This is a genomic window from Niabella aurantiaca DSM 17617 (assembly GCF_000374125.1).
Classification (GTDB): domain Bacteria; phylum Bacteroidota; class Bacteroidia; order Chitinophagales; family Chitinophagaceae; genus Niabella; species Niabella aurantiaca.
In genome coordinates this window covers 200,519-221,241 of sequence record NZ_KB893644.1, presented here as the reverse complement: position 1 = coordinate 221,241, position 20,723 = coordinate 200,519, and the positions used below count along the sequence as shown (strand labels likewise).

The window sequence follows — 20,723 nt, the reverse complement described above, 5'->3', positions numbered from 1 at the left end:
CTTTATTTAAAATATTTTTTTTTGTACCCCCGGTAGATCCTCCAGCTACCATAAATTACAAACAACGCTCCCAGCAGTATATCTATTGTGTCCGGAGGAAACCGTTTGTTCAATGCCAGATCAAATTGTTGCCGCACAATTAAAAATACCCCCAAAAAAATGATCACCACCCCCATTGCATAATCCAATACCGATCGCATCCCGGCAACCTGTTTGTTCCGTTGCCTTTCATATTCTTCGTTTGATTTTACAGTCATATCGTTGATGAGGAGCGGCAATTTATTGATTTTTCTAATTAGATACAAAATTTTAAAATTCCATAATACCAGGGCTGCAGCAAAGGGCTAAACCCCTGTTAAAATCCGGCACTGTCTGAATTAAATGTTATTTTTATTGATTGTATGTATTTTGTAAAGACCCCCTGGTGGTTAAAAAGGATTTATCCGCATTACATATGGGACCTGCCGGTCTCTAAAAAAAAGATTTTCTTAACATTTGACGACGGGCCGCACCCCACGGCGACGCCATTTGTATTGAAGCAGCTAAAAGCCTGGAACGCCCGGGCCACTTTTTTTTGTGTAGGAAAAAATGCCGTCGCTGAAAAGAGCCTTTATCAGGCGCTGCAGGATGAAGGACATAGTATTGGTAATCATACACATAACCATCTTAACGGGTGGAAAACTGATACCCGGACCTACCTGAACAATGTGCTTCAGGCGGCATCCCATATTGATTCCTGTCTTTTTCGCCCGCCATACGGGCGTATCGGGAAAAAACAGGGGCGGCTTTTGCGGCAGGGTGTTACAGGCAGGGCGTTCCGGATCATTATGTGGGACGTATTAAGCGGAGATTTTGACCGAAACCGGGCTCCTGAAGAATGCCTGGAACAGGTACTGAAACATACCAGAAGCGGGTCCATTGTTGTTTTTCACGACAGCGAAAAGGCGTTCAAGAATATGTCATTTGCACTGCCGGGGGTGCTGGAATATTTTTCTGCCCGGGGATTTACATTCGAGGCGTTGCCCGCCGGACCAGATACACAAACAGGGCCCGGGTGAATACCCAAGCCCGATTTTTAATCCGTACCCTATGAAAACTTAGGGGTGAAGGTAGATTGTTTTCAACACTTTGTCAAAAAAATATTGATTAATATTGCCAAATTAACAACACATACCCCCATCATGCTGATTGATACGCATTCCCATATTTACAGTAAGGAATTTGATCCGGACAGGGCCGCTATGATCCGGAGGGCACTGGATGCCGGGATTTCCGCTATCCTGATGCCGGCGATCGACAGCGAAACCCACCCCACCATGCTGCAACTGGAGGCCGATTACCCGGGCCGGTGCCTTAGCATGATCGGGCTGCATCCCTGCTCGGTAAAAGATGGTTTTCAGACAGAGCTGGACCAGGTCGAAGCGCTTTTAAAACAGCGTTCCTTCATTGCTATCGGAGAAACGGGGCTCGATTTTTACTGGGACCTGAGCTTTAAGGCGCAACAGGAAGCAGCATTTGAGCGGCAGATCGAATGGGCCCTTGAATACCGGCTTCCCATTGTGATCCACAGCAGGGAATCTACGGATGCCTGCCTGGAGATCATAAAAAAGCATACTCCCCGGGGATTGCGTGGCGTTTTCCATTGCTTTGGAGGCAGTCTTTCCCAGGCAAGGGCCATCACTGAAGAAGGGTTTTACCTGGGCGTCGGGGGGGTGCTGACCTTTAAAAAAGCGGGGCTGGACCAGGTTTTAAAAGAGATCCCGCTGGAGCATATTGTTTTGGAAACGGATGCGCCCTATCTTGCCCCCGTTCCCAACCGTGGAAAACGGAATGAACCGGCCTATCTGCCGCTGATCGCACAAAAGCTGGCCGAGGCCACCGGAACGGCCCCTGAAGAAATTGCCCGGATCACCACCGGAAATGCAAAAAAATTATTCGCTTTATAGCATCGGATCCCGTATTTTTGCAGCCCTTCTGATGTCTATCAGGGATCCGGAGACGTGTCCGAGTGGTTGAAGGAGCACGCCTGGAAAGTGTGTATACGGGAAACTGTATCGCGAGTTCGAATCTCGCCGTCTCCGCAAAGCGCATTGATGATCAATGCGCTTTTTTTATCTTGCAACGTTTGTTTTTATCTACAATCTTACACTGTCCTGCAGCCTTTGGACAATGGGCAACCTGTGGAACCGCGACCTGACCTCAAACGCAAAACCATCCTACTCTCCCGGTAGGCTGCTTTTCCAAACGGACGATTCTTCCGATATTGCAAAAATTTCTCTGTTCAATTGGAAATCATTGGCTATATCTGCTCACTGTTAATCGGTGTTTCCCTGGGGCTTATCGGCAGCGGGGGATCCATTTTGGCCATTCCCATACTGGTTTATTTTTTCGGGCTAACACCGGAGCATGCCACTACCCACTCCTTATTTATTGTAGGCATAACCTCGGCCATAGCTGTCAGGAAACATTACCGGTTCGGGAACCTCAGAATCCGGGAAGCACTTTATTTTGCCGTTCCGTCCATCATCAGCCTGGTGCTTTCCCGCAAGTACCTGTTGCCGGCGCTGCCCGAGGTCGTTTTCGACCGCGGCGTTACCATCACCAAGCATATGTTGATGATGGTGCTTTTCTCCGTTCTTATGATGGCCGCTTCTTTTTCGATGATCCGGAGAACCCAAAACCGGGTAAAATCGGGAAAAGCCTCGGTAGGCCGGCTGATGCTGCTGGGCATCGTGATCGGGATCATTACCGGCTTTTTGGGTGCAGGGGGCGGCTTTTTGATCGTACCGGTCCTGATCTTTCATGCCGGTATGCGCATGCGGTACGCCATCGCCACTTCGCTGCTGATCATTACAATCAACTCGCTTAGCGGGTTTATCGGCGACCTGGTGAACCAGGTGGTTTTTGACAAACGGATCCTGATCACAGTGTCGGCCACCGCTATCGGGGGTATGTTTGCGGGGCTTTACCTGTCGGGCAGGATCGATGCCCGCAAGCTAAAGCCTGTGTTCGGCTATTTCATTTTCCTGATGGGAATTTTTATACTGGCCAAGGAGCTATTCTTTAGCCGCTGACGGGCACCTGCAATTTTTACTGCGGGAGGCTGCAGACGCGCTGCTCTTTAATTTCCAAAAAAATGTACCGGAACCGTCTGCGAAAGGGCCACCCCGGACGGTACGCTGCCAATACTCCGGCTGGTGTTTTCTCCAGTCACCTGAAGCCGGGAAACGATAAAAACCTGTTTGTATAAAAAAATAAAAGTACCTGCTGACACGATTTCAGTCCGGCACTTTTATGGGGAGGGGGCTGGCCCGGATGGCTATTTGCTAAGCTTCATCCGGCCAATTGTTTTTGTACATTGAATCGTTCAACTTAATCTCTTTGGCACTCAATTGCATGGATATCTGCATGGGGTACTCGCCGTTGTGATTGTACTCTTCCTGGTAGTCGATACAATGCGCGTCGTTGAACTTCAGTGTTTTAAGTTTGCTCATGCTGTCCCGTCTGTAGAAGACCACTTCTCCGCTTTTTGTTTGTGTAGAGCTGATCATCCAGTCGAACAAATTGGTATTGCCATTGCTTTCAATAGTAATATCAATGACCCCTCCCATAGGAATGGAGGTAGGGCGGTTGGTGCGGTCCGTTTCCTGCGAGAACCGGAAACGGCAGCTGAGCACTGTTAACTCCTCACCATCGGCCGTAAATTTTGCTAGAAATGACATAGATAACAGTTTAAATAACCCGACCCATAGTGAGCCGGGTTATGATTCAATTAAGATCAAGGCTGAATCAGCCTGAGGAATTCTGGGCCGGTATTAAACCGCCCATTGGTTTACATGAGAAGCATTGCCCATTGCAATTTCTTTCGCAGAAATGGTGAACGTTTCTGTAATGGGGTTATCGCTGGTGGAATTAAAGTTTTCCCGATACTGGACAAGATACCCTTCCTTGAAGTTTAATTCTTTCATGGTCGCATCCGAGTCTCTCTTCGTAAAAACGATCTTTCCATCCTTTCTTTCGAAATTGTTACACATCCACTCGAAGAAATTGGTTTCTCCGGTCGATTCAACGGTCAGCGTAATTTTTCCGCCACGGGTGATGGAAGACGGACGCCCTGTTGCGTCTGTTTCCTGGTTAAGGGCATAGTTCATGTCAAGAACGTTTACCTTTTTACCAGCTACTTCCAATTGTGCTTTAAATGACATAACTGTACATTTTAGGTTAAAAAATAAAAAGTATAAAAACTATAAATAAAAAAAACGTGTTCAGGGCATACAACAAAGCCATCCATCCGTCGCATTGCTTATTGTATGCCGGTTTTGTTCCTTATGGGTAGCTCCTCAAAATCTTTTGCAACATCTATTTCCCTTCCTGTTCGTATTTCGACATCCATTCTACACCATCCGGGTCTTCTCCCTTCTGGCCTTCCAGCTTGATAAGGAACGTTTTAGCCGGAAAATAGGGCTTTAAGTGTATGTCTAAATGGATCCGATCTTTCTGAACCGGGTCCTGTTCAAATCTTTTGATGGTAAAGTTTTCGATGAGTTTGCTGGGACCTGTAATACCGTCCAGGAACTTCACAATCTGTGAGTTCAGCTCCTTACGGGTATTGGCATTGAAGTTTTCAAAGGCCCGGCGGTTCAGGAAATCCATCATTACTTTGGCCACATAGTCAAATACCCGGACTACCGAATAGGTCTGCAGGCCGATATTATCACCATTGAACAGGGTCTTGGCAGAAAAAGCCATTACCTTTCCATATTCCTTCGCCATGGGGATCAGTCCCAGTTTTTCCAGCGACGCGATCTCACTCTTCTTCAGATCAAACTTCACACCGTCCACCTCGTTCATGCTTCCGTATTTCTTCCCGGCGGTCACCTGCGACATCAGGGTATAATAAATCTTACCGGCGAGGGAGCTTGATGGCGGTACATACAGATGGTCCTCTTCTCCAACCGCATCTACTTTCCCGCGCCCTACCAGCCAGTTACAGGCCATGATCACGTTTGAGCGGTATGGGTCTCCTCCCGTCAGGTTGGCGGCCTCAAACAGCTCCATCACGTCATCCGGGGAATCCAGGTTCTCAAAATCGGTGACCAGCATCACTTTATTGTCATGAGCGATCTTCGCCCATTTTTCCACCACCTTATTGGAACCCAGGTAACCAGGCAACACCAGGATGCCGTAATTGTTGCGCAGATCCAGCCGGTCGTAGTTATTGACCAGCTCTGCCTGTACATAATCAACGAAGCGGGTATTGTCCAGGTCTTTCAGCTGGTCCAGCTCCGCGTTCATGATGGAAATATTTTTTACTTTCTGACTTTCGGTATTCTTGTAGAACAGCGCTACCGAGCGATAGGACCGCTCCAGGTCCTGGCTGCGTTCCAGCGCCTTCCGGAGGTTTGCTTTCAGCGTGTTTTCAGCGGTCTCTGCCTTCTGCTCGCAATCGTTCACCATCTCGCTCAGGTCGTCTGTTTTTCCCAGTACCTCCACCCACCATTCAAGCGTCTTTTTTAATTCCGCACGATCGGCTTTTTTTGAAGATTCTTCCAGGAAGATCTTTTTCCTGGCCTTGCGCTCGGGATTCAGGTTTTGCACATTATCGATCGCAGATTCCAGCAGGTCAAAACCACCCAGTCTTGTCAGCGCCTGCAAATGCGCATCCAGAGATCTAAGCTGGCGGGCCTCCGGCTGTTTATATTCTTTTTGAACACTTTGTTCTTCCGGGGTCAAATTATTTTGAGCAGTTGCCATATAAATTAATCAAAGGGTCATTAGAAATCATTATTTCGAACCGTCCAGTTCCTGTATCAATACCTGCAATGCGGCCAGCAGGTTCTCTTTGGTCTCCTTGTCAGCCAGCGCCTGTTTCAACAATTTATTGGTCTTTAACTGCTTCACGATCTTCTGATATTGCTGACGTTTCATATCCAGCTCACTCAAATAGGCGCTTTGGTTGGTAATGCCATTGGCTCCGAAATCGCTCAATGCCTTAAAATGCAGGTCTTCCCTCCGGGTAGCGCCTTCCTCGGTTTCAAAATCCATGGAAACAGTAGGTGCAAAATGATTGAAAACGGCATCGATATTGGTCAGCCCCTGTACAATTTCAGGCTTAACGGGAGGAAGATCGGTCAGTTTTTCGGCTAATAAAACACGGTTCTGGGGTATATCTGCAAAAGCCTCAAACGCATCCGTTTTTACTTCCGTACCGCCAATACCATAAGGTTCTAAAGGCATAGCTATTAATTTTACAGGTCCAAAAATCTTATTCTTTTTCTTTCAAGCATTGCTCAAAATATTCTAAGTCGGTTATGAGACCCCGTTCGACGTATTTTTCTGAGTCAGCTTCTTTCAAAAATAATGATAAATTTCAAAACAAATCTAAAAAATAAATGCAATCCGGTAATAAATAATTATTAAATATACCCGGAAATAGCGATGCACGCCCGGCCGGATATCCGGCCGGGCGCTCCGTTTGCGGGTCATTCCGGCATGTTTTCCCAAACCAGGGCCTCACCCTCCAGCTTTAATTTCGCAGCTGCGCCGGGCAGCAGATCGCCGGAGATGATCTTTTTCGACAGCGGCCGCCGGATCTGTGAGCGGATAACCCCATGAAGCGGCCGGGCGCCGTACTCGGGCGTGAACCCCATTGCGGCCAGTTTCTTTTTGGCCTCCGGGGCGATCTCGATGCGGATCTGCTGTTTTTCCAGGGCAGCGTACAATGATTTGAGATTGATGTCGAGGATGCGCTCCACCATCTGCTCTTTCATCGGCGCAAACGGAACGATCTCAGTGAGTCGGCCCAGGAATTCCGGCCGGAAATGGTTGCTCATGATGTTCAGCAGGCTTACCGGGTCCGGCGGAGCCTGGGTGTTGTTGAACGAGTCAACCACGTGCTTGCTGCCGATATTGGAGGTAAAGATGACGAGGGAGTTGGAAAAATCGCCCTCTTTTCCCAGCTTATCGTGGATCTTTCCTTCATCCATGAGTTGAAGGAAAATATCGAAAACCGATTGGTGCGCTTTCTCGATCTCATCAAACAATACCACCGAATAGGGCTGCTGCCGGATCTTGTTCACCAGCAGGCCGCCCTCCTCATACCCTACATAGCCCGGAGGTGCTCCATACAGCAGTGCCGCCGAATGTTCTTCTTTAAACTCCGACATGTCAAACCGGATGATGTTAGTCTCATCCTGGAACAGGAAATCGGCCAGTGATTTGGCCAGCTCTGTTTTACCCGTTCCTGTTGGCCCTAAAAAGAAAAAAGATCCAATGGGCTGTCCGGGCTTGCCCAAACCCGAACGTGATTCGAGGATGGATTCGCTGATGATCTTGATCGCATGATCCTGGCCCACTACCCGCTGCTGTAAAATTTCTTCTATATTGAGCAGGCGTTCCTTTTCCTGCGCCTGTATCTTTCCCAGCGGGATACCGGTCTTATCTGCAACAATAGAGATCACATCATGTTTGTCCAGTTCTGTACGATCCTGCTCCACCAATGGTTTCAGCGTTTCATAAACGCCGTCCAGGTAAGTCGTGACCGCTTCGGCCGTTTTCATTTCCATCGGATTTTCCGAGGTGGATACTGCACTCCAGATCACGGGGCTCATGCTGCTCTTTAGCTGCTGGTAATGCCATTGATACTCCGACAGATCCGCCGGAGCTGCGGTTTCGGCCTTTAAGGCTTCATATGCGGTCTTCCGGCGTTCGAGCAACGGCGCACCGGTATCTTTTACCAGGCGCAGGGCGGCCATGGAACGGTCTGCCAGGTCAATGGCGGCGTCCGGGAGGCGGCGGTCCTTGATATAGCGCCGGGCCAGCCGGATGGCCTCATGCAGGGTTTCATCCGGTGCGTTTATTTTATGATGGGCTTCATAAAGCGGCATTACGATCTTCATCATACGGAAGGCGGCAACGGGGTCCGGCTCCTCAACCATAAGAGTCTCAAACCGCCGCGCAAAGGCCTCGTCGCGCTCAAAATTCTTACGGTATTCATCGATCGTTGTTGCCCCGATTATGGTGATGGTGCCTTTAGCCAACTCCGGTTTCAGCAGGTTGGCTGCTCCGGAAAAAGGACCGTTCTTGTCCAGCAGCACGTGTATTTCATCAATGAACAAAATACCCTTTTCAAATTGTTTGATCTCATTGAGAACGGATTTCAGGCGTTCTTCTGTTTCTCCCTTGTAGGAGGCCCCCGCGGCCATAGCGCCATTGTTCAGCTCAAAGACCCGGGCATTCTTTAAAAATGCGGGCACATGCCCTTCCCCGATCGCAATGGCAAAGCCATCCACCAGGGCGGTCTTTCCCACCCCGGGCTCCCCGATCAGCAATACATTCGGTTTTGTGCGCCGGCTCAGGATCTCGGCCATCATACGTACTTCCTGCTCCCGGCCAATGATCGGGTCCAGCTTGCCCTCGCCGGCCATCAGGGTTTTGTCGATACAATATTTCTGCAAGGCCTGCTGGTTCCTGCCGGTGTTGACGGTTGCACCTCCTGCCGTTGCATTCTTTACTTCTTGGAGCAATTGCGCTCCTTCCGCAGAAACGGAGGCCAGGTCGATCAGTTGCTGCCGCTGCACGGAAAACGTTTTCAGCTGGTCGAAGGAAAACGCGATCCCCGGTGTGCTGATGGACGCCAGCACATGGATGGGCTCAATGGCATCATCACCGGTTTGCAGCCGGATATGGTCGGCATCATCCAGCACCGCAGCAATATCTGCCGCAGCAGGAATATCATCTTTCAAAGCTGTCGATTTCGGACAGGCTTCTATGCGCACATCCGCCCAGTCCGCCAGGTAATACACATCCACATCTGTCTGTACCAGCACCGGATCCAGCGCTACGTCCTTATGCAGCAGGGCCTTTAGCAAATGAGCAGCCGAATAGCTGTTGTGCATGTTTTCTTTAGCAATAGCTTTGGCAATATGCATTGCTTTTTCGAGCGCTTTTGAGAATTGCATTTTGGTTGGTTAATTTTTAAAGATTGTTTAAAGATCCCTCCAGGACATTCCCAGCATTCCCGTTTTTACTTTCCCGATCACATCAATTTTATTGATGCAATTGTTCTGTTTGTTTTTATACAAGGTGGTAGTCAACGACAATTTATCGCCTTTTTTTACGGCAGCCACTTTCGCAAAAAACTGCTGAAAGGTGGTTGCTTTTCCGTTGAGGATAACCGTCGTATTCATATTCCCCTCACAAAAGTATTTACTAAAAGTGGAAATCGGCCGTTTTCCTCCCGCAGAATTGCGGAGCATCTGGTTAAAGTCTGCAGCAGCCACATCCGGGTACATGACCACCGGCTCCGGCGCCTGCGGCTTGGGATTCTGTGGCTGGGGCCTGGGGTTCAGCTGCTCCGGCAGGGGTGCCGTTTGCGGCTCTTCGTTCACCCGGGGGCGGATCACCGGCCCGGAGGCTCCGGCGTTTGCCCGCGGCAATTCTGCGGCCGCTTTGGGGTTCACAAAGATTTTTCTTACCAGCGGGGTTTTCATGTTCCCGTTGATCACCACGGAGATCGTTTTCCATCCGGGTGTTTTATAGGTATAATACTGGTTTCTCAGGGTTCCGTCCACAGTAGCGGTTTCTCCAAAACGCCACTCCCAGCTGCTTGCTCTTGAAGATGTGTCGGTAAACAGCACTGGCACGTCCACTTCGGCGGTGGCCGGCATTACTAATTTTGCAATCAACGTAGAATCAACGATTTCCGGAGCCTCGATGATGGTAATGGTCTTGTACTCCGTGCATTTTCCATCCGCAATCAGCATAATCGTATAGTCGCCGGGAGCATCATAGGAGTGCATCACAGAGCCCACCTCGGTAACGCTCTGCTGGTTATCGCCAAAATCCCAATGCAGCCTTTTAAAATCGCGTACATCCGTTTCAAGCCGCACAATGGTACCTACCTGAAGCGTGGAGCCCACTGTTTTGATGGTAAAATCTGCACAGGGTTTATAGTTTTTAAAACGCACCACAAATGCCAGTGAGGCCAGAATGCACACAGCGAGCAGTGTGATGATCACGTTATCATCCAGCCGAAAAACCATAAATTGTTTTTTTTGCATAAAACGGTTTTACGATTTCCAATAGTTTTTATAAAATTTTTTTAGTTTAAAACTTAATTTTGCTACATGTTACCACGAAAAATATTCGGCACCTTGTTAATCACCCTGATCCTCTCCGGCTGTTCTCTTTTTAAAAAACCGGTTGCTCCGGATTACAGTACTTCTCTGTACATCAACAACACGCGCCCCAAAGATTCGCTCCTGCATACGGCTGCCCTGACCGGCAATGAAAGCGCTTCCGGAGGAAGCACCCTGTCAAGATCCGACTCACTGCTCCGGGTAAAATATGCCGGATATTTACAGGTTCCTGCAGACAGCATCGTCAACCTGAAGCTCTATCGCTTTATTGATGAATGGCTGCATACACCGTATCAATGGGGCGGAACCACAAAACGAGGCATCGACTGCTCGGCGCTGATGCAGCGGCTGCTGGCGGAAGTATATGATATTTATATTCCCCGGACCTCTTACCAGCAATACTTTACCGATAATGTAGAACGGTTTGCCCGCTGGGAATCACTGGCTGAAGGCGACCTGATCTTTTTTAAGACGATACCCGGGAATCCCATTACACACGTAGGCCTATACCTGGGTAATGGCCGCTTTGTGAACGCCGCATCCCGGGGCGTTACCATCGAAAGTCTGCAAAAGCCCTATTGGGCCGCACGGTATGTGGCATCCGGCAGACTGATCGTGAACAAATCCCGGAAAGTAGCAAAAAATTAAGTCAAAGAACTGCTTCCGCGTTTAGCGCGGTGTGGTCAACAGATTGTTCATCTGGGTCCGGCACTCTGTAAGATCCCGGCTAAGCTGTGCGTTATCTCCCTTCAGTTTCTCCAGCTCGGCCGGCATATCGCCGATATCCGTGATCTTGTTTGTGGCTTCCAGATAACGCTGAAACACATCGATCACATTTGTATTGAGCCGGGAGTACATGCTGCTGTCCTTATACTGCAGGTTATTCAGGGTCCGGATCTTTTCCATAATCAGCGAGTTGAGATACGCTTTCTGCGATCCCGGTTTCCTCAGTGAATCGATCAGGACCTTGGTTTCATCCATGGTTTGCACAAACCGGTCCTGGGCAGCTTCCTGCAGTTTGAAATTGTTTAATTGCTGCCGCATCACCCGGTTATCTTTGGTGGGCACCCGGGTGTCAAAATAAAAGGCCAGCAATACCAGCCCTACAGCCAGTATGAACAACAATAAAAACTTCCAGAAGGCCTGCCGGCGCTCTTTTGCATTGATGACGATCTGCGACATTTTTCTTTTGTTTTAAATTCCGGTTAATGATGAGGGATCAATCCGCCAGGAAAAATCCGCGTTTCCTTGCCTGCACTTCTTCTTCGGGAACGATCAGCTTTTCTTTTACGAAAATGCCGGTCTCCTTTTTCTTGCCGATATAATCCAGCCCGGCAAGGTTGGTAAACAACTGCAGAATGAGCGCACAGAATTTTACGTTCTTATCGATCCCCTGGCGGATGTTCAGGTGATCATACCGGTAATTGGTAATGCCGGTGATCTCCTCTTCCAGCTCTCCCTGGTTTACATTACACCATTCCGTAAAATAATTGATCATTTCTTCCTTTGCAGATCCTACATAAATGTCCATGGCATTTTTAATGGTCCGCGCCAGGCCGGAGATGGAGGAAACCAGGTTTACGGGCGGACCGTACAACACATCGTGCCGGTAACTTCCATAAGCCTGGGAAATATAGAACAATACCTGCTCGCTTAATTTGCGTACCGGATCGATCAGATCATTTTGCTGATTCTTTTGCAGGATCTTTTGCAGGATCTGCAACGCATTCAGCTCCATTCTTCCAAAGAACTGTTCTGTTTCCGCATGGTGCTGGATCAGGCTTTCATGGCTGTTTACCGAGGTACAGGGCGGCAGGTAGTCTTCCTCCAGCGATACAGACTGGTCATGAATGAGCACTTTGCCGACCGGCAGCTGAAACTCCCCAAGCGTGTTCAGCGAGGTATCGGCTACCGGAAGCAACGATACGCTAAAGGCCGGTTCTGTAAAAGGCAGCCGGATGGGCTGCTCCTCCGGGTTGGCCGCCCCGGAAGGCACCGGGTTATAAGGGTCCAGCGAAAGAATGACATAGAATGCTTCGGACTTCCCCTGAAGCTCCTTAAACGGTACGCTTAAACCGGGAATCTTTGCGCCCAGCTGGTTGGTATTGCCCGCGGAGTCGGAGTTCAGCCGGATCACATAGCCCCCCCGGGTAATAGCGGTGCAGGACATAATGCGCAGGCTCACATGCTGCATATTGTCTACGCTCACCCATATTCTCGGCGGCTCAATGGCGGTGCTGATGGGCAACAGACCGTAATTATGGTCGTTTAAGAACACGGTGTTGCTCAGCGCCTGCTGAAATACCGTAGCATTCTGCTGGGCAATGAAATGGCTTTTGTTAATCTTCATCCCGTTTACCCAATTCACCGGTTTGTATTCTTGTATGCGATTCATATTTTTCTATTTTTCAGGAAACCCTGGAACAAATAATAATATCGTTTTCTTTTACTTTATTCATAAAGATGGTCCGTTCCGGATCGATGTATTTTGTGAATAAGGTGTACCATTTCGGTTTTTTGAAAAAGATCCAACCGGAAGATTCACCTTTTTCGTTGATATAAGAAATGCTGGCACTGGGATGCCGCTCATTATAATCGTTGATAAAATAATAGAACAGCTCCCCAAACTCCATATCTGCGGGCGCTTTGGCCCGGAAGTTGGTAAAATGCTGATCGGTCCCTTTTTTATAGAACTCAAAACTAATGACCAAAAGATTTCTCAGTTTCTTTTCATCCACCTCGGCTATTTCCATGTGAGCCGGGTATTGCCATTGCTTGAGGATCTTAAAAGGGATGGCAACCGCCTGCCTGTAGGTATAGTAAACGATCAGCGGAATAAAGAAAATGACGCCCGCTGTAAGCATGGTAAGATCCATATGATCTTTCCGGAACAAACGGTAGGTCATCATAAAACAAAGGCCTCCGAGGAACAGGATGGCGAGCGTAAGAAAGACCTCGGCCCAGTAAGTTTTTTCATTTACCCATTTCAGCCGCGTGGTGAGGGTATATACATGCAGGATGCCCAGACACAGGAAGAAGAACTGAAAGAAAAGGAATTGTTGCGTATTGCTTTCCAGGAAGCGGAACCAGGACAGCAGCCCGATCACCGCAAACCCGGCGGCGTACAGTAAAATATAATAAACAGTGGGTTTGGTAAAAGGCTTAAAGCTTCCTCTTATTTTCGAAACAATCAGCCCCATGATCACGGACATGCTGATGAAGCTGATCCCCAGGTAGGGCAGCGCAGATCTTAAAGATGGCGAAAACCAGTTTTCCATTTATTGCTGTCTGTTGTTCCTTGATTAAAAAAACGTTTACATAACGGACGAATATCCCAGGATCACCTCACTGCCGGCATCAAAAGACATCCCCTCCGCTGCCGGTTCGATCAGGATCTCTATTTCAATATCTGCTTCCACCGGCGCAAAATAATCATTGAAGGTCCGGATCAGGACCTCTTTCTCTTTATTGTTGATAAAATCGCTGATCTTCCCGTTCTTCAGCGGGCCGATCTTGTATTGCAGTACCGGATAATCTTCCACAAACTCTGTTCCGCAAACCATATAATCGCCCAGCGGCTGCTCTCCGAGCCCGGCCCCACTGCCCAGCCCGGCAGCTGCTTCCACCCGGATCACCTGCGGCTCCTTGCGGAGGATCTGCACCGGCTCGTGTAACAGGGCCTTCAGGCAGGACTCCATAACCGGCAGGTTACCACTGATCCGGTGCGCATGAGGCAGCAGCAGCAAAAAAGAAGCTGCTTCATGTACCTTAAATGAGGGAGGCAACCCCCAAAAGTCCAGGAAATATTTTGTCAGTATCCGGCTTTTCAGAACATCCAGAAGGTTGACTTCCTCCTTTTCCAGCATCATCTGCTGGTAGAAAAATTCGTTCTCAAACGGCTGAAAGAACTTACGCGTCTCGTTCTCTTTTACAAGATTTTTCTTATACCGGTCGATCATTTCCGCAACGCCGGCACGCTGTCTGAATTCACTGGTTTCGGGCTGGTGGAACAGCGCCTCCGGCAGCATATCGTAAAAACCCGCACGCGACAGCCCTACCTCTATAAAGATCCGGTACCAGTTATCTTCAATAACATTTGTCTGGTAAATATCTTTTACAAAATCCCGGTAAAAATAGCCGTTGTTGTGGGTTACAAATCCCTGCTCCGGAAAACCATTCTCCAGCGCATGGTTCAGCAACACTTCCGCCTTTACATCGGCGTTGCGCTCCTGCAGCCACCCGGTCAGATATTTTATTTGCTCTTCTTTTTTCATTTATTAAATACCTGATGCTTCTTTGATGAATACCCGGTATGGAATGAATGCCATGGAACGCTCCGCCAGCTGCAATGTCAGCTCCTTTTCCCACTGGACGGTCTCGCCCTTTTCCTGGGCTTCAATAAATGCCTTTCGCTTCATGGTAATGGTTACATCAATTGTTTTCATAAACCCTTTTGTGGTTTCCGCAGAAACCATAAATCCTTTATCCACATTCACCTCTTCTACCGCTGCACCCAGGAACAACCGGCAGTACAGGGCAATATCATTGCGGCTCATGATGCGGTCTTTTGACAGGAGGGCATATTTATAGGCCACCACGGCATCCGCCTGGCTCAGCCGGTTCCGGCCGCTTTGTGTATTGGTCAGTAAAAAAACCGAAGAATGATTTACCGATCCGGTCTTATAAGGCTGCAGGCGCGTACCCGGCCGCAACCCGTTTGCAGCATACCCGTTGGTGCTCCAATATTGAACATACAAAAATTTGGAACTGGTTTGCCTGGGGTTCCGGACCATCAGGTAAGGCGTGTAGGCCGACTGGTTGGAGGTCGTTTCCCCCACCAGCTGCTCAATTTTTGCGATGGACTGCTGCAGGCTTTTGATCTCCTGGGCAATCAGATCCTTGCCCAGCTTTGAAAAGGCGGCACTTTCATCCCTTAGGAGCTGTACAAGATTTTCCACGACAACCGTTGCGTCCCGTTCGTCAAAACGGCCCGCCCCGCCATTACGTAAAAGGATATTGATCTTATGATGTTCCTCTTCCGTGTTTTCGCGGATGTGTAAAAAGCGGCCGGTTTCATCGGTGATCTCGGCCAGGTCATAAAACTGGTCGGCATCGGTAAGCAACGGGATCACATTGATCATTTCCTGAATGCGGTAAGTGATCTCATGCAGCCTGCGGTTCACTACGGGGAAGCAATTTGCAAATACGCTTACATCCTCCAGCATGGCGCTGGTAATGTTTTCCGGAAAAGTGATCTTGATCCAGCAAAGCGGTTCGGTGATGTTCCGGAGCACATCGTTTCCGAATACCGCCTTTAACGCCGCCGGAATGTCCTTTTCTGCAGCGGCATATTGCTGCATTCCCGGGTCTTTGATGCTGATAAACGCTTCCTCGTACAATTCGTTTATCAGTTTGATGTACCGGGAGGTGGCGCTTGCCTCCTGCTGGATCAGCTGCGCTGCATACCAGTCCGGGTTGGTATTTGTGGCCACGTTGTAGCCCCTATGGGTATGCACCGGGTGTCCGTTGATGCTCCATCCGGCGCTTTTCAGCTGGTTGTAGAACACAGCCTTACTGACCTCGCTCCGGTATTGAAAATAAAATTGAGTATGGTTCAGGTCCAGCTCTTTATGGTCCATTGCGATCCAGAGCGTGGAGGCCGGCAACCATTGCTGTTCTTCTGCAAGCCCGGTCAGCTCTTTAGTAACGCCACCCGGGTAGCGGTATAGCTTGTTACCGGTGGCAGCGTAGCGCACGCGTGCCTTATTGATCACAAAATGGTCCGTAGGGGTAAAAAAGATATCGGTGCTTTTGGCAGCTTCCCCGGCATTGCCCCGGATGGTTTGGGTAATAAAGAACTGTTCTTTTACAGACAGGGTTGCCCTATCCTCCAGGCTGTTTGCATTCAGAACGGCAGAGGCCAGCCGGGGACCGGTAAGCACATCCGGCGCCAGCAGCTGCACGATCCGGTCCATTACGCGGTTACGGGAATGATAGATCTCATTTGAAAGCCGTTCCAGCTCCGCAGCATTTACCGATAAGAGCAAACTCACCAGCGGGTCAAAATTCGACGCTTCCTCTGTTTCGGGGTATCCCCAGATCCTCGCTGCATTTTGCAGCATCCTGTTCCTTATATGTTCCCTGCTCTCGTTCATCTTTTTGGTTTAATTATAGGCCAGCGGGCTGATAAAGAACCCGTCCCGGTACAGGATGGGCTCATTGGTCGCCGTAATTACCGCGGTAATGGTAAATTCCAGTTTTCTTTTAATACCCGGATCGGCTATTCCTGAAGGTGCTTCCTCCTGCCGTACCTGCATTTCGATCTTGACCTTTTCGATCCTCTTTTCAAAACGGGCAATGGTTTTGCCCAGCGAAAGCAGTATCTTTTCTTTTTGCCTGTTCCGGTAAGAAACGTTGTCAAAATCTTCCTCCCACAATTTGTTCCCAAACTGATCATCGCTCAGCAATTCGCCAAAGGCCGTGGTCAGCATCAGGTGTAAATGGTGGGCAATAGATTCCTTCAGCGAGCACTTTTTTAGTTCCTTTTTGCCCACTATCTTTTCCAGCTCCAGCGGTAGTTTGTAATACGGATGTAACATGCCCGACGTCAAATGGATCGTAGTAACGTGATTCAGATATTGCGATTTGCCAGGCTCAAAAGATATTTTCTTGATAGGTAAACACGCGGTAGAGGTCTCCTCTCCTGAAGCAAATATGATTTTTTTTTCCAGATTTTCCCAGTTTTGCCCAAGGTTTTTGAAAAAATTACTTGTTTTTTGGTAGCAGGTCCCCTGTTGCCCGGATCTGTAAGGGCTACTCGCCATATGGCTGAAGGTCTTCCTCTTTTATCCAGCCGGTAAGCTTATAGTCCGGGTTTGCAATACTTTGAAAAACAGCATAATAAAAATTCCCATACCGCTTTGAGACCAGGATCTTGTTGCCTTTTGTCAGGTACTCGTTCGTCCGTACCTGGTTTTGCGGATCTTTATAAAAATAGGCCTTGTCTGCAGCCACAATGAATTTTCCGGCAATATCGCTCACGGTGCCTTCGGGAACGGCTGCCACCGGTTCTTTTGCGGGGGGCCGCACGAGCCAGACTACGGATGCGGCTATCATGAATAAGCAAAGAAGGATTAACGGAAGCCTGTAATTCTTTTTTGCCAGGTGCCTTCCTTCCCCGTGTTCCTTCCATGCCTTTACCGCTTTCAGATAATCCTGCTTTGCAGTAAGATAGGCCGGCAACTCCTCCCGGATCAGGGCCATTGCCGCGGCATGGGGATCTTCTTCCGGAACCGGCCCCGCATCGGATGCGTCCATTTGCGGATCCGCGTCCGGCGGCGTCTGAGCGGCAGGTTCCGGCTCAGCAGCAGGTCGGGGATCTGGTTCCGGACGGTGCGCCTGTTTCTGGAAATTCCTCTTTGCCGCGCTCCGGTGCTCATCATAAACCTGGTCGTATTCCGCGCGCAGCTGCGGGTCGCTCAACACCTCAAATGCTTCGATGATCTTTTTGGACCAGTCCTCAAAATAGACATCCCCTACATTTTTGTCGGGATGAAATTTCAGGATCAGCTTCCTGTATGCCGTCTTGATCTGCTCATCGGTTGCTGAGCGCGGTACCCCCAGGGTTTCATAAAAATTTTTTAATGCTCCTGCCATATTAATTGTCTTTCCAGCCCTGAACCTTTTTACCGGAGATCCGCACTTCCGTGCCGCCTCCGCTTTCCACGGTACTTCTTCCGGCGGGGTAGATCCAGGTCTCTTCGGTTTCGTCACCCTCTTCTTTGATTTCAGAAGGATGTCCCCAGGCCATCAGCAAAAGCTCCGATGGCATACCAATGGTCACTTCTCCATCCCGGATCTCCCGGGTATATTTTTTGTTGATTCCTTTTTCAATGATGGCAAACAGGCGCGTTTCCAGTTCTTCATATACCGCTTTGGCACGGGCCAACTCCGCACCCGCCTTTTTTGCCCCATCACCGGGATCCGCAGGCGCAGGTCTGTTCAACAGCAAAAAAACAAGAAGACCGGCAGCAATGGCGATGATACTGATAGGCAGAAGAAGCATAGGGCTTTTTGATGATGATAACAGATTAACACTTGTATGCATCCAAAGATAATGGCAATGCGGGAAAAAAAAAATAGTTTCCGCTTCCGGCCAGGGCAACGCATTAGAATGGATACAAACAGCGATCAGCCGGTTCCATTGTAAAAGAAGCGTACCGAAAAGTATTTTTTGGGACCGGCAAGGCGATAAGGACGGAGATATAAACCCTCTTCGCGTTCCCGTTTCCCTGCTAATGATTGATCCACTGCTTTTGAGGCGGGTCTTTTTCTTATACGCTTCGGCGCTGCGCCGCTTACCAGGCTACTTTGGTGATTGAGTGCGTCTGCCCTGCCCTCCGGTAGGGCCCCCAACCTGCGGGTATCATATTTACTATTGGATATCGCCGGACAACCTCGTACCTGGTGTCCACCTGCTTTTAGGTTGTTCCCGGGTTGAGCATCTGCGGATCGGCGGCGACAAGTTCACGGGCGTTTCCGGGAACGCCCTGTTACACAGGCCGGTTACCTAACCCCGGTAAAAGTCATTTCGGGGTTCCATAAAAAAATATTTTCAATTTGTCAAAATATTTAGTAATTTGCACTAAAATAATTAGCCATGTCAGTTGCCAATAAAAACCTGAAGTATTTAAGAAAGCTTAGAGGCTTGACACAGGATGAGTTTGCCGGTAAGCTCAACATCAAACGATCGTTACTGGGTGCTTATGAAGAAGGGCGGGCGGAGCCGCGGCTGGAAGTGCTGGAGACGGTTTGCAATATCTTTAAATTAACGCTCGACGAGATCTTAAGAAAAGACCTGAGTGAGCATACGGACAATTACCTGGCCCGGAGGCGTGCGCTGAAATTATCGGATACCTCGGCCAGGATCCCTTTTGTTCCGGTAAAAGCGGCTGCAGGCTACCTGAACGGCTATGCGGATCACGAATTTATTGATGAACTGAATACGTTTACCCTGCCGATGGTATCGGGCGGTAATTACCGGGCCTTTGAAATTTCGGGTGATTCCATGCTGCCTACCCCAAGCGGTTCCATCATCGTAGGAGAAAAAGTAGAAGCGCTGGAATATGTAAAAAACAATACAGCCTGCATCGTGGTGTCGAAAAACGACGGGATCGTGTACAAACGCGTCCAGAAGAACGGGAAAACAAAAAGCAAGCTCATGTTGTTAAGCGATAATCCTACGTTTCAGCCTTATTCTATCAGCTCGGAGGACGTGGTGGAAATGTGGGAGGCCCAGTTCATCATTTCAAAAACAAACACCATGCAAAGCTGGAATGTAGGACAGCTGGTCAATATTGTTGCCGACCTGCAGCAGGAAGTGGCCGGTATGAAAAAGAAAATGAACTGATGCCCCTGAAAACAGGATGCTTTTCTACAAGATCCGGCGTTCCTGACTCCTGACAAGCTCCATACCACGCCGGGCAGGATATCCGCAATCCAAAAACTTCCGCGTTTCTGCGCTTCTTTGGCAACCCAAACCGGGAACACCGCTAATACTCATCCCTTCGTACCTTTTTACGACCAGATTTGATCTCGCTTTTCCGCTTTTTGTTCTGTATCCGCTGGGCCACGACAGCCTTTGGTACCCGGGTGGCAATGCGGGCTTTCTTTTTCTGCAATGCCGCCGAAATTAGAATGTTGATCTTCCGGACAGCTGCCGCCTTATTTTCCAGCTGGGTCCTGTATTCCTGGGATCTTACCTGCAAAGACCCTCCGGACTGAATGCGGTTTGCCAGTTTGACCATTAAGATGCTTTTCTGCGCATCAGAAAGAAGCGCAGAATCCGGTATCCGGAATAAGGCGATCACGGCCGTTTCCACCTTATTTACATTTTGCCCGCCTTTTCCGCTACTTCTCGTTGTCTGGAATAACAATTCTTTTGAAACGTCCATCTCCTGATTCATATACGGCATAAAATTACGCCATAATTGCAAATGAGCCGTATGACCATGGAGGCACAGATATGCAGCACCGGTCTGCCGCAACAGTGCTTAAAAGAAAATGTTCTGCGCCTCATTTTCCCCGATTCATCTTTGTATCCCTATTTTTGAAGGAAGAACCAGGGTATGAAAGTTGTTATACAAAGGGTATTGGAAGCCAGTGTGCGCATTGATGGCACTATTTTTTCATCGATTGAAAAAGGAATGATGGTGCTGCTGGGGATCGAGGATGCGGATACAGAAGAAGACATCGGCTGGCTGAGCCAGAAAATCACGCAGTTAAGGATCTTTGATGATGAAAACGGGGTCATGAACCTCAGCATACAGGATGTAAACGGCGCCCTGTTGCTGGTGAGCCAGTTTACCTTACACGCCTCTACCAAAAAAGGCAACCGTCCGTCTTATATCAAGGCCAGCAAGCCGGGTATGGCGATCCCCATGTATGAAAAAATGATCCGCCGCCTGGAAAGTGATCTGGGCAAAAAGATCAAAACCGGTGTTTTTGGCGCCGACATGAAGGTACAACTCATCAACGACGGGCCGGTTACCATCATTATTGACTCAAAAAATAAAGAATAAACGG

General features: G+C 48.9%; 22 protein-coding genes and 1 tRNA gene. 7 read left to right on the top strand and 16 right to left on the bottom strand.

The features are described from left to right. Positions 1-2: 2 nt before the first annotated feature. Positions 3-257, bottom strand: a complete 255-nt coding sequence (locus tag B160_RS0120300; RefSeq protein ID WP_245562251.1) for a hypothetical protein — start codon at positions 255-257, stop codon at positions 3-5. Between the two features lie 144 nt (positions 258-401). Here B160_RS0120300 and B160_RS0120295 point away from each other — a divergent pair, with 144 nt between their 5' ends. From B160_RS0120295 to B160_RS0120280, 4 genes are all read left to right on the top strand, one after another. Next, entirely contained in the window at positions 402-1,058 is a 657-nt protein-coding gene (locus B160_RS0120295; RefSeq protein ID WP_018629769.1) for a polysaccharide deacetylase family protein, read from the top strand. Between the two features lie 123 nt (positions 1,059-1,181). Continuing rightward, positions 1,182-1,946: a TatD family hydrolase gene (locus B160_RS0120290; protein WP_157558150.1), complete on the top strand. Its 765-nt coding sequence runs from the start codon at positions 1,182-1,184 to the stop codon at positions 1,944-1,946. 48 nt (positions 1,947-1,994) lie between these two features. Further along, positions 1,995-2,081: transfer RNA gene (locus tag B160_RS0120285), tRNA-Ser, on the top strand. A gap of 204 nt (positions 2,082-2,285) precedes the next feature. Next, the gene (locus B160_RS0120280; protein ID WP_018629767.1) at positions 2,286-3,074 is read left to right on the top strand and encodes a sulfite exporter TauE/SafE family protein; all 789 of its coding nucleotides are present in this window, start codon (positions 2,286-2,288) and stop codon (positions 3,072-3,074) included. Between the two features lie 252 nt (positions 3,075-3,326). On the opposite strand, the gene tssD (B160_RS0120270) is transcribed toward B160_RS0120280, so the two are convergent. The 6 genes from tssD (B160_RS0120270) to B160_RS0120240 all read right to left on the bottom strand — a co-directional run bounded on the left by tssD (B160_RS0120270) (position 3,327) and on the right by B160_RS0120240 (position 10,061). Further along, positions 3,327-3,722 (bottom strand): type VI secretion system tube protein TssD, encoded by a 396-nt coding sequence (gene tssD, locus B160_RS0120270; protein ID WP_018629765.1) that lies wholly within the window; start codon positions 3,720-3,722, stop codon positions 3,327-3,329. 93 nt (positions 3,723-3,815) lie between these two features. Further along, a complete protein-coding gene (gene tssD / locus B160_RS0120265; protein WP_018629764.1) occupies positions 3,816-4,205 on the bottom strand; it encodes a type VI secretion system tube protein TssD in 390 nt (129 codons plus the stop codon). A 154-nt stretch (positions 4,206-4,359) separates the two neighbouring features. Beyond that, on the bottom strand, positions 4,360-5,754 hold the full coding sequence (locus B160_RS0120260) for a DUF5458 family protein (protein ID WP_026309896.1): 1,395 nt from the start codon (positions 5,752-5,754) through the stop codon (positions 4,360-4,362). A 30-nt stretch (positions 5,755-5,784) separates the two neighbouring features. Further along, on the bottom strand, positions 5,785-6,237 hold the full coding sequence (locus B160_RS0120255; RefSeq protein WP_018629762.1) for a type VI secretion system contractile sheath small subunit: 453 nt from the start codon (positions 6,235-6,237) through the stop codon (positions 5,785-5,787). Between the two features lie 245 nt (positions 6,238-6,482). Continuing rightward, entirely contained in the window at positions 6,483-8,960 is a 2,478-nt protein-coding gene (locus B160_RS0120245) for an ATP-dependent Clp protease ATP-binding subunit (RefSeq protein ID WP_018629760.1), read from the bottom strand. Between the two features lie 27 nt (positions 8,961-8,987). Then, positions 8,988-10,061, bottom strand: coding sequence for a PKD domain-containing protein (locus B160_RS0120240; protein WP_018629759.1), 1,074 nt, complete (start codon positions 10,059-10,061; stop codon positions 8,988-8,990). A 66-nt stretch (positions 10,062-10,127) separates the two neighbouring features. Between B160_RS0120240 and B160_RS29765 the strand changes: the two genes are divergently transcribed. Further along, the gene (locus B160_RS29765; protein WP_018629758.1) at positions 10,128-10,787 is read left to right on the top strand and encodes a C40 family peptidase; all 660 of its coding nucleotides are present in this window, start codon (positions 10,128-10,130) and stop codon (positions 10,785-10,787) included. A gap of 21 nt (positions 10,788-10,808) precedes the next feature. On the opposite strand, the gene tssO is transcribed toward B160_RS29765, so the two are convergent. From tssO to B160_RS0120195, 8 genes are all read right to left on the bottom strand, one after another. After that, positions 10,809-11,321 carry a type VI secretion system TssO gene (tssO, locus tag B160_RS0120230; protein ID WP_018629757.1) on the bottom strand — a complete coding sequence of 171 codons (513 nt, stop codon included), beginning with the start codon at positions 11,319-11,321 and terminating at the stop codon, positions 10,809-10,811. A gap of 37 nt (positions 11,322-11,358) precedes the next feature. After that, positions 11,359-12,534, bottom strand: coding sequence for a hypothetical protein (locus tag B160_RS0120225; RefSeq protein ID WP_018629756.1), 1,176 nt, complete (start codon positions 12,532-12,534; stop codon positions 11,359-11,361). A 13-nt stretch (positions 12,535-12,547) separates the two neighbouring features. Beyond that, on the bottom strand, positions 12,548-13,417 hold the full coding sequence (locus tag B160_RS0120220) for a TssN family type VI secretion system protein (RefSeq protein WP_018629755.1): 870 nt from the start codon (positions 13,415-13,417) through the stop codon (positions 12,548-12,550). A 36-nt stretch (positions 13,418-13,453) separates the two neighbouring features. Next, positions 13,454-14,413, bottom strand: coding sequence for a type VI secretion system baseplate subunit TssG (locus B160_RS0120215; protein WP_018629754.1), 960 nt, complete (start codon positions 14,411-14,413; stop codon positions 13,454-13,456). A 3-nt stretch (positions 14,414-14,416) separates the two neighbouring features. After that, positions 14,417-16,294 (bottom strand): type VI secretion system baseplate subunit TssF, encoded by a 1,878-nt coding sequence (locus tag B160_RS0120210; protein WP_018629753.1) that lies wholly within the window; start codon positions 16,292-16,294, stop codon positions 14,417-14,419. Between the two features lie 9 nt (positions 16,295-16,303). Then, positions 16,304-16,738: a GPW/gp25 family protein gene (locus tag B160_RS0120205; protein ID WP_245562250.1), complete on the bottom strand. Its 435-nt coding sequence runs from the start codon at positions 16,736-16,738 to the stop codon at positions 16,304-16,306. A 214-nt stretch (positions 16,739-16,952) separates the two neighbouring features. Continuing rightward, positions 16,953-17,795, bottom strand: coding sequence for a J domain-containing protein (locus B160_RS30810; protein ID WP_026309895.1), 843 nt, complete (start codon positions 17,793-17,795; stop codon positions 16,953-16,955). A gap of 1 nt (position 17,796) precedes the next feature. Beyond that, complete coding sequence (locus B160_RS0120195) at positions 17,797-18,204, bottom strand: hypothetical protein (protein ID WP_018629751.1); 408 nt, start codon at positions 18,202-18,204, stop codon at positions 17,797-17,799. Between the two features lie 594 nt (positions 18,205-18,798). On the opposite strand from B160_RS0120195, the gene B160_RS0120190 reads away from it, so the two are divergent. Further along, positions 18,799-19,548, top strand: coding sequence for an XRE family transcriptional regulator (locus tag B160_RS0120190; protein WP_018629750.1), 750 nt, complete (start codon positions 18,799-18,801; stop codon positions 19,546-19,548). Positions 19,549-19,690: 142 nt separating this feature from the next. Here B160_RS0120190 and arfB read toward each other — a convergent pair whose 3' ends face one another. Further along, the gene (gene arfB, locus B160_RS0120185) at positions 19,691-20,104 is read right to left on the bottom strand and encodes an alternative ribosome rescue aminoacyl-tRNA hydrolase ArfB (protein WP_040680179.1); all 414 of its coding nucleotides are present in this window, start codon (positions 20,102-20,104) and stop codon (positions 19,691-19,693) included. Positions 20,105-20,266: 162 nt separating this feature from the next. Between arfB and dtd the strand changes: the two genes are divergently transcribed. After that, entirely contained in the window at positions 20,267-20,719 is a 453-nt protein-coding gene (gene dtd, locus B160_RS0120175; protein ID WP_026309894.1) for a D-aminoacyl-tRNA deacylase, read from the top strand. Positions 20,720-20,723: the final 4 nt, after the last annotated feature.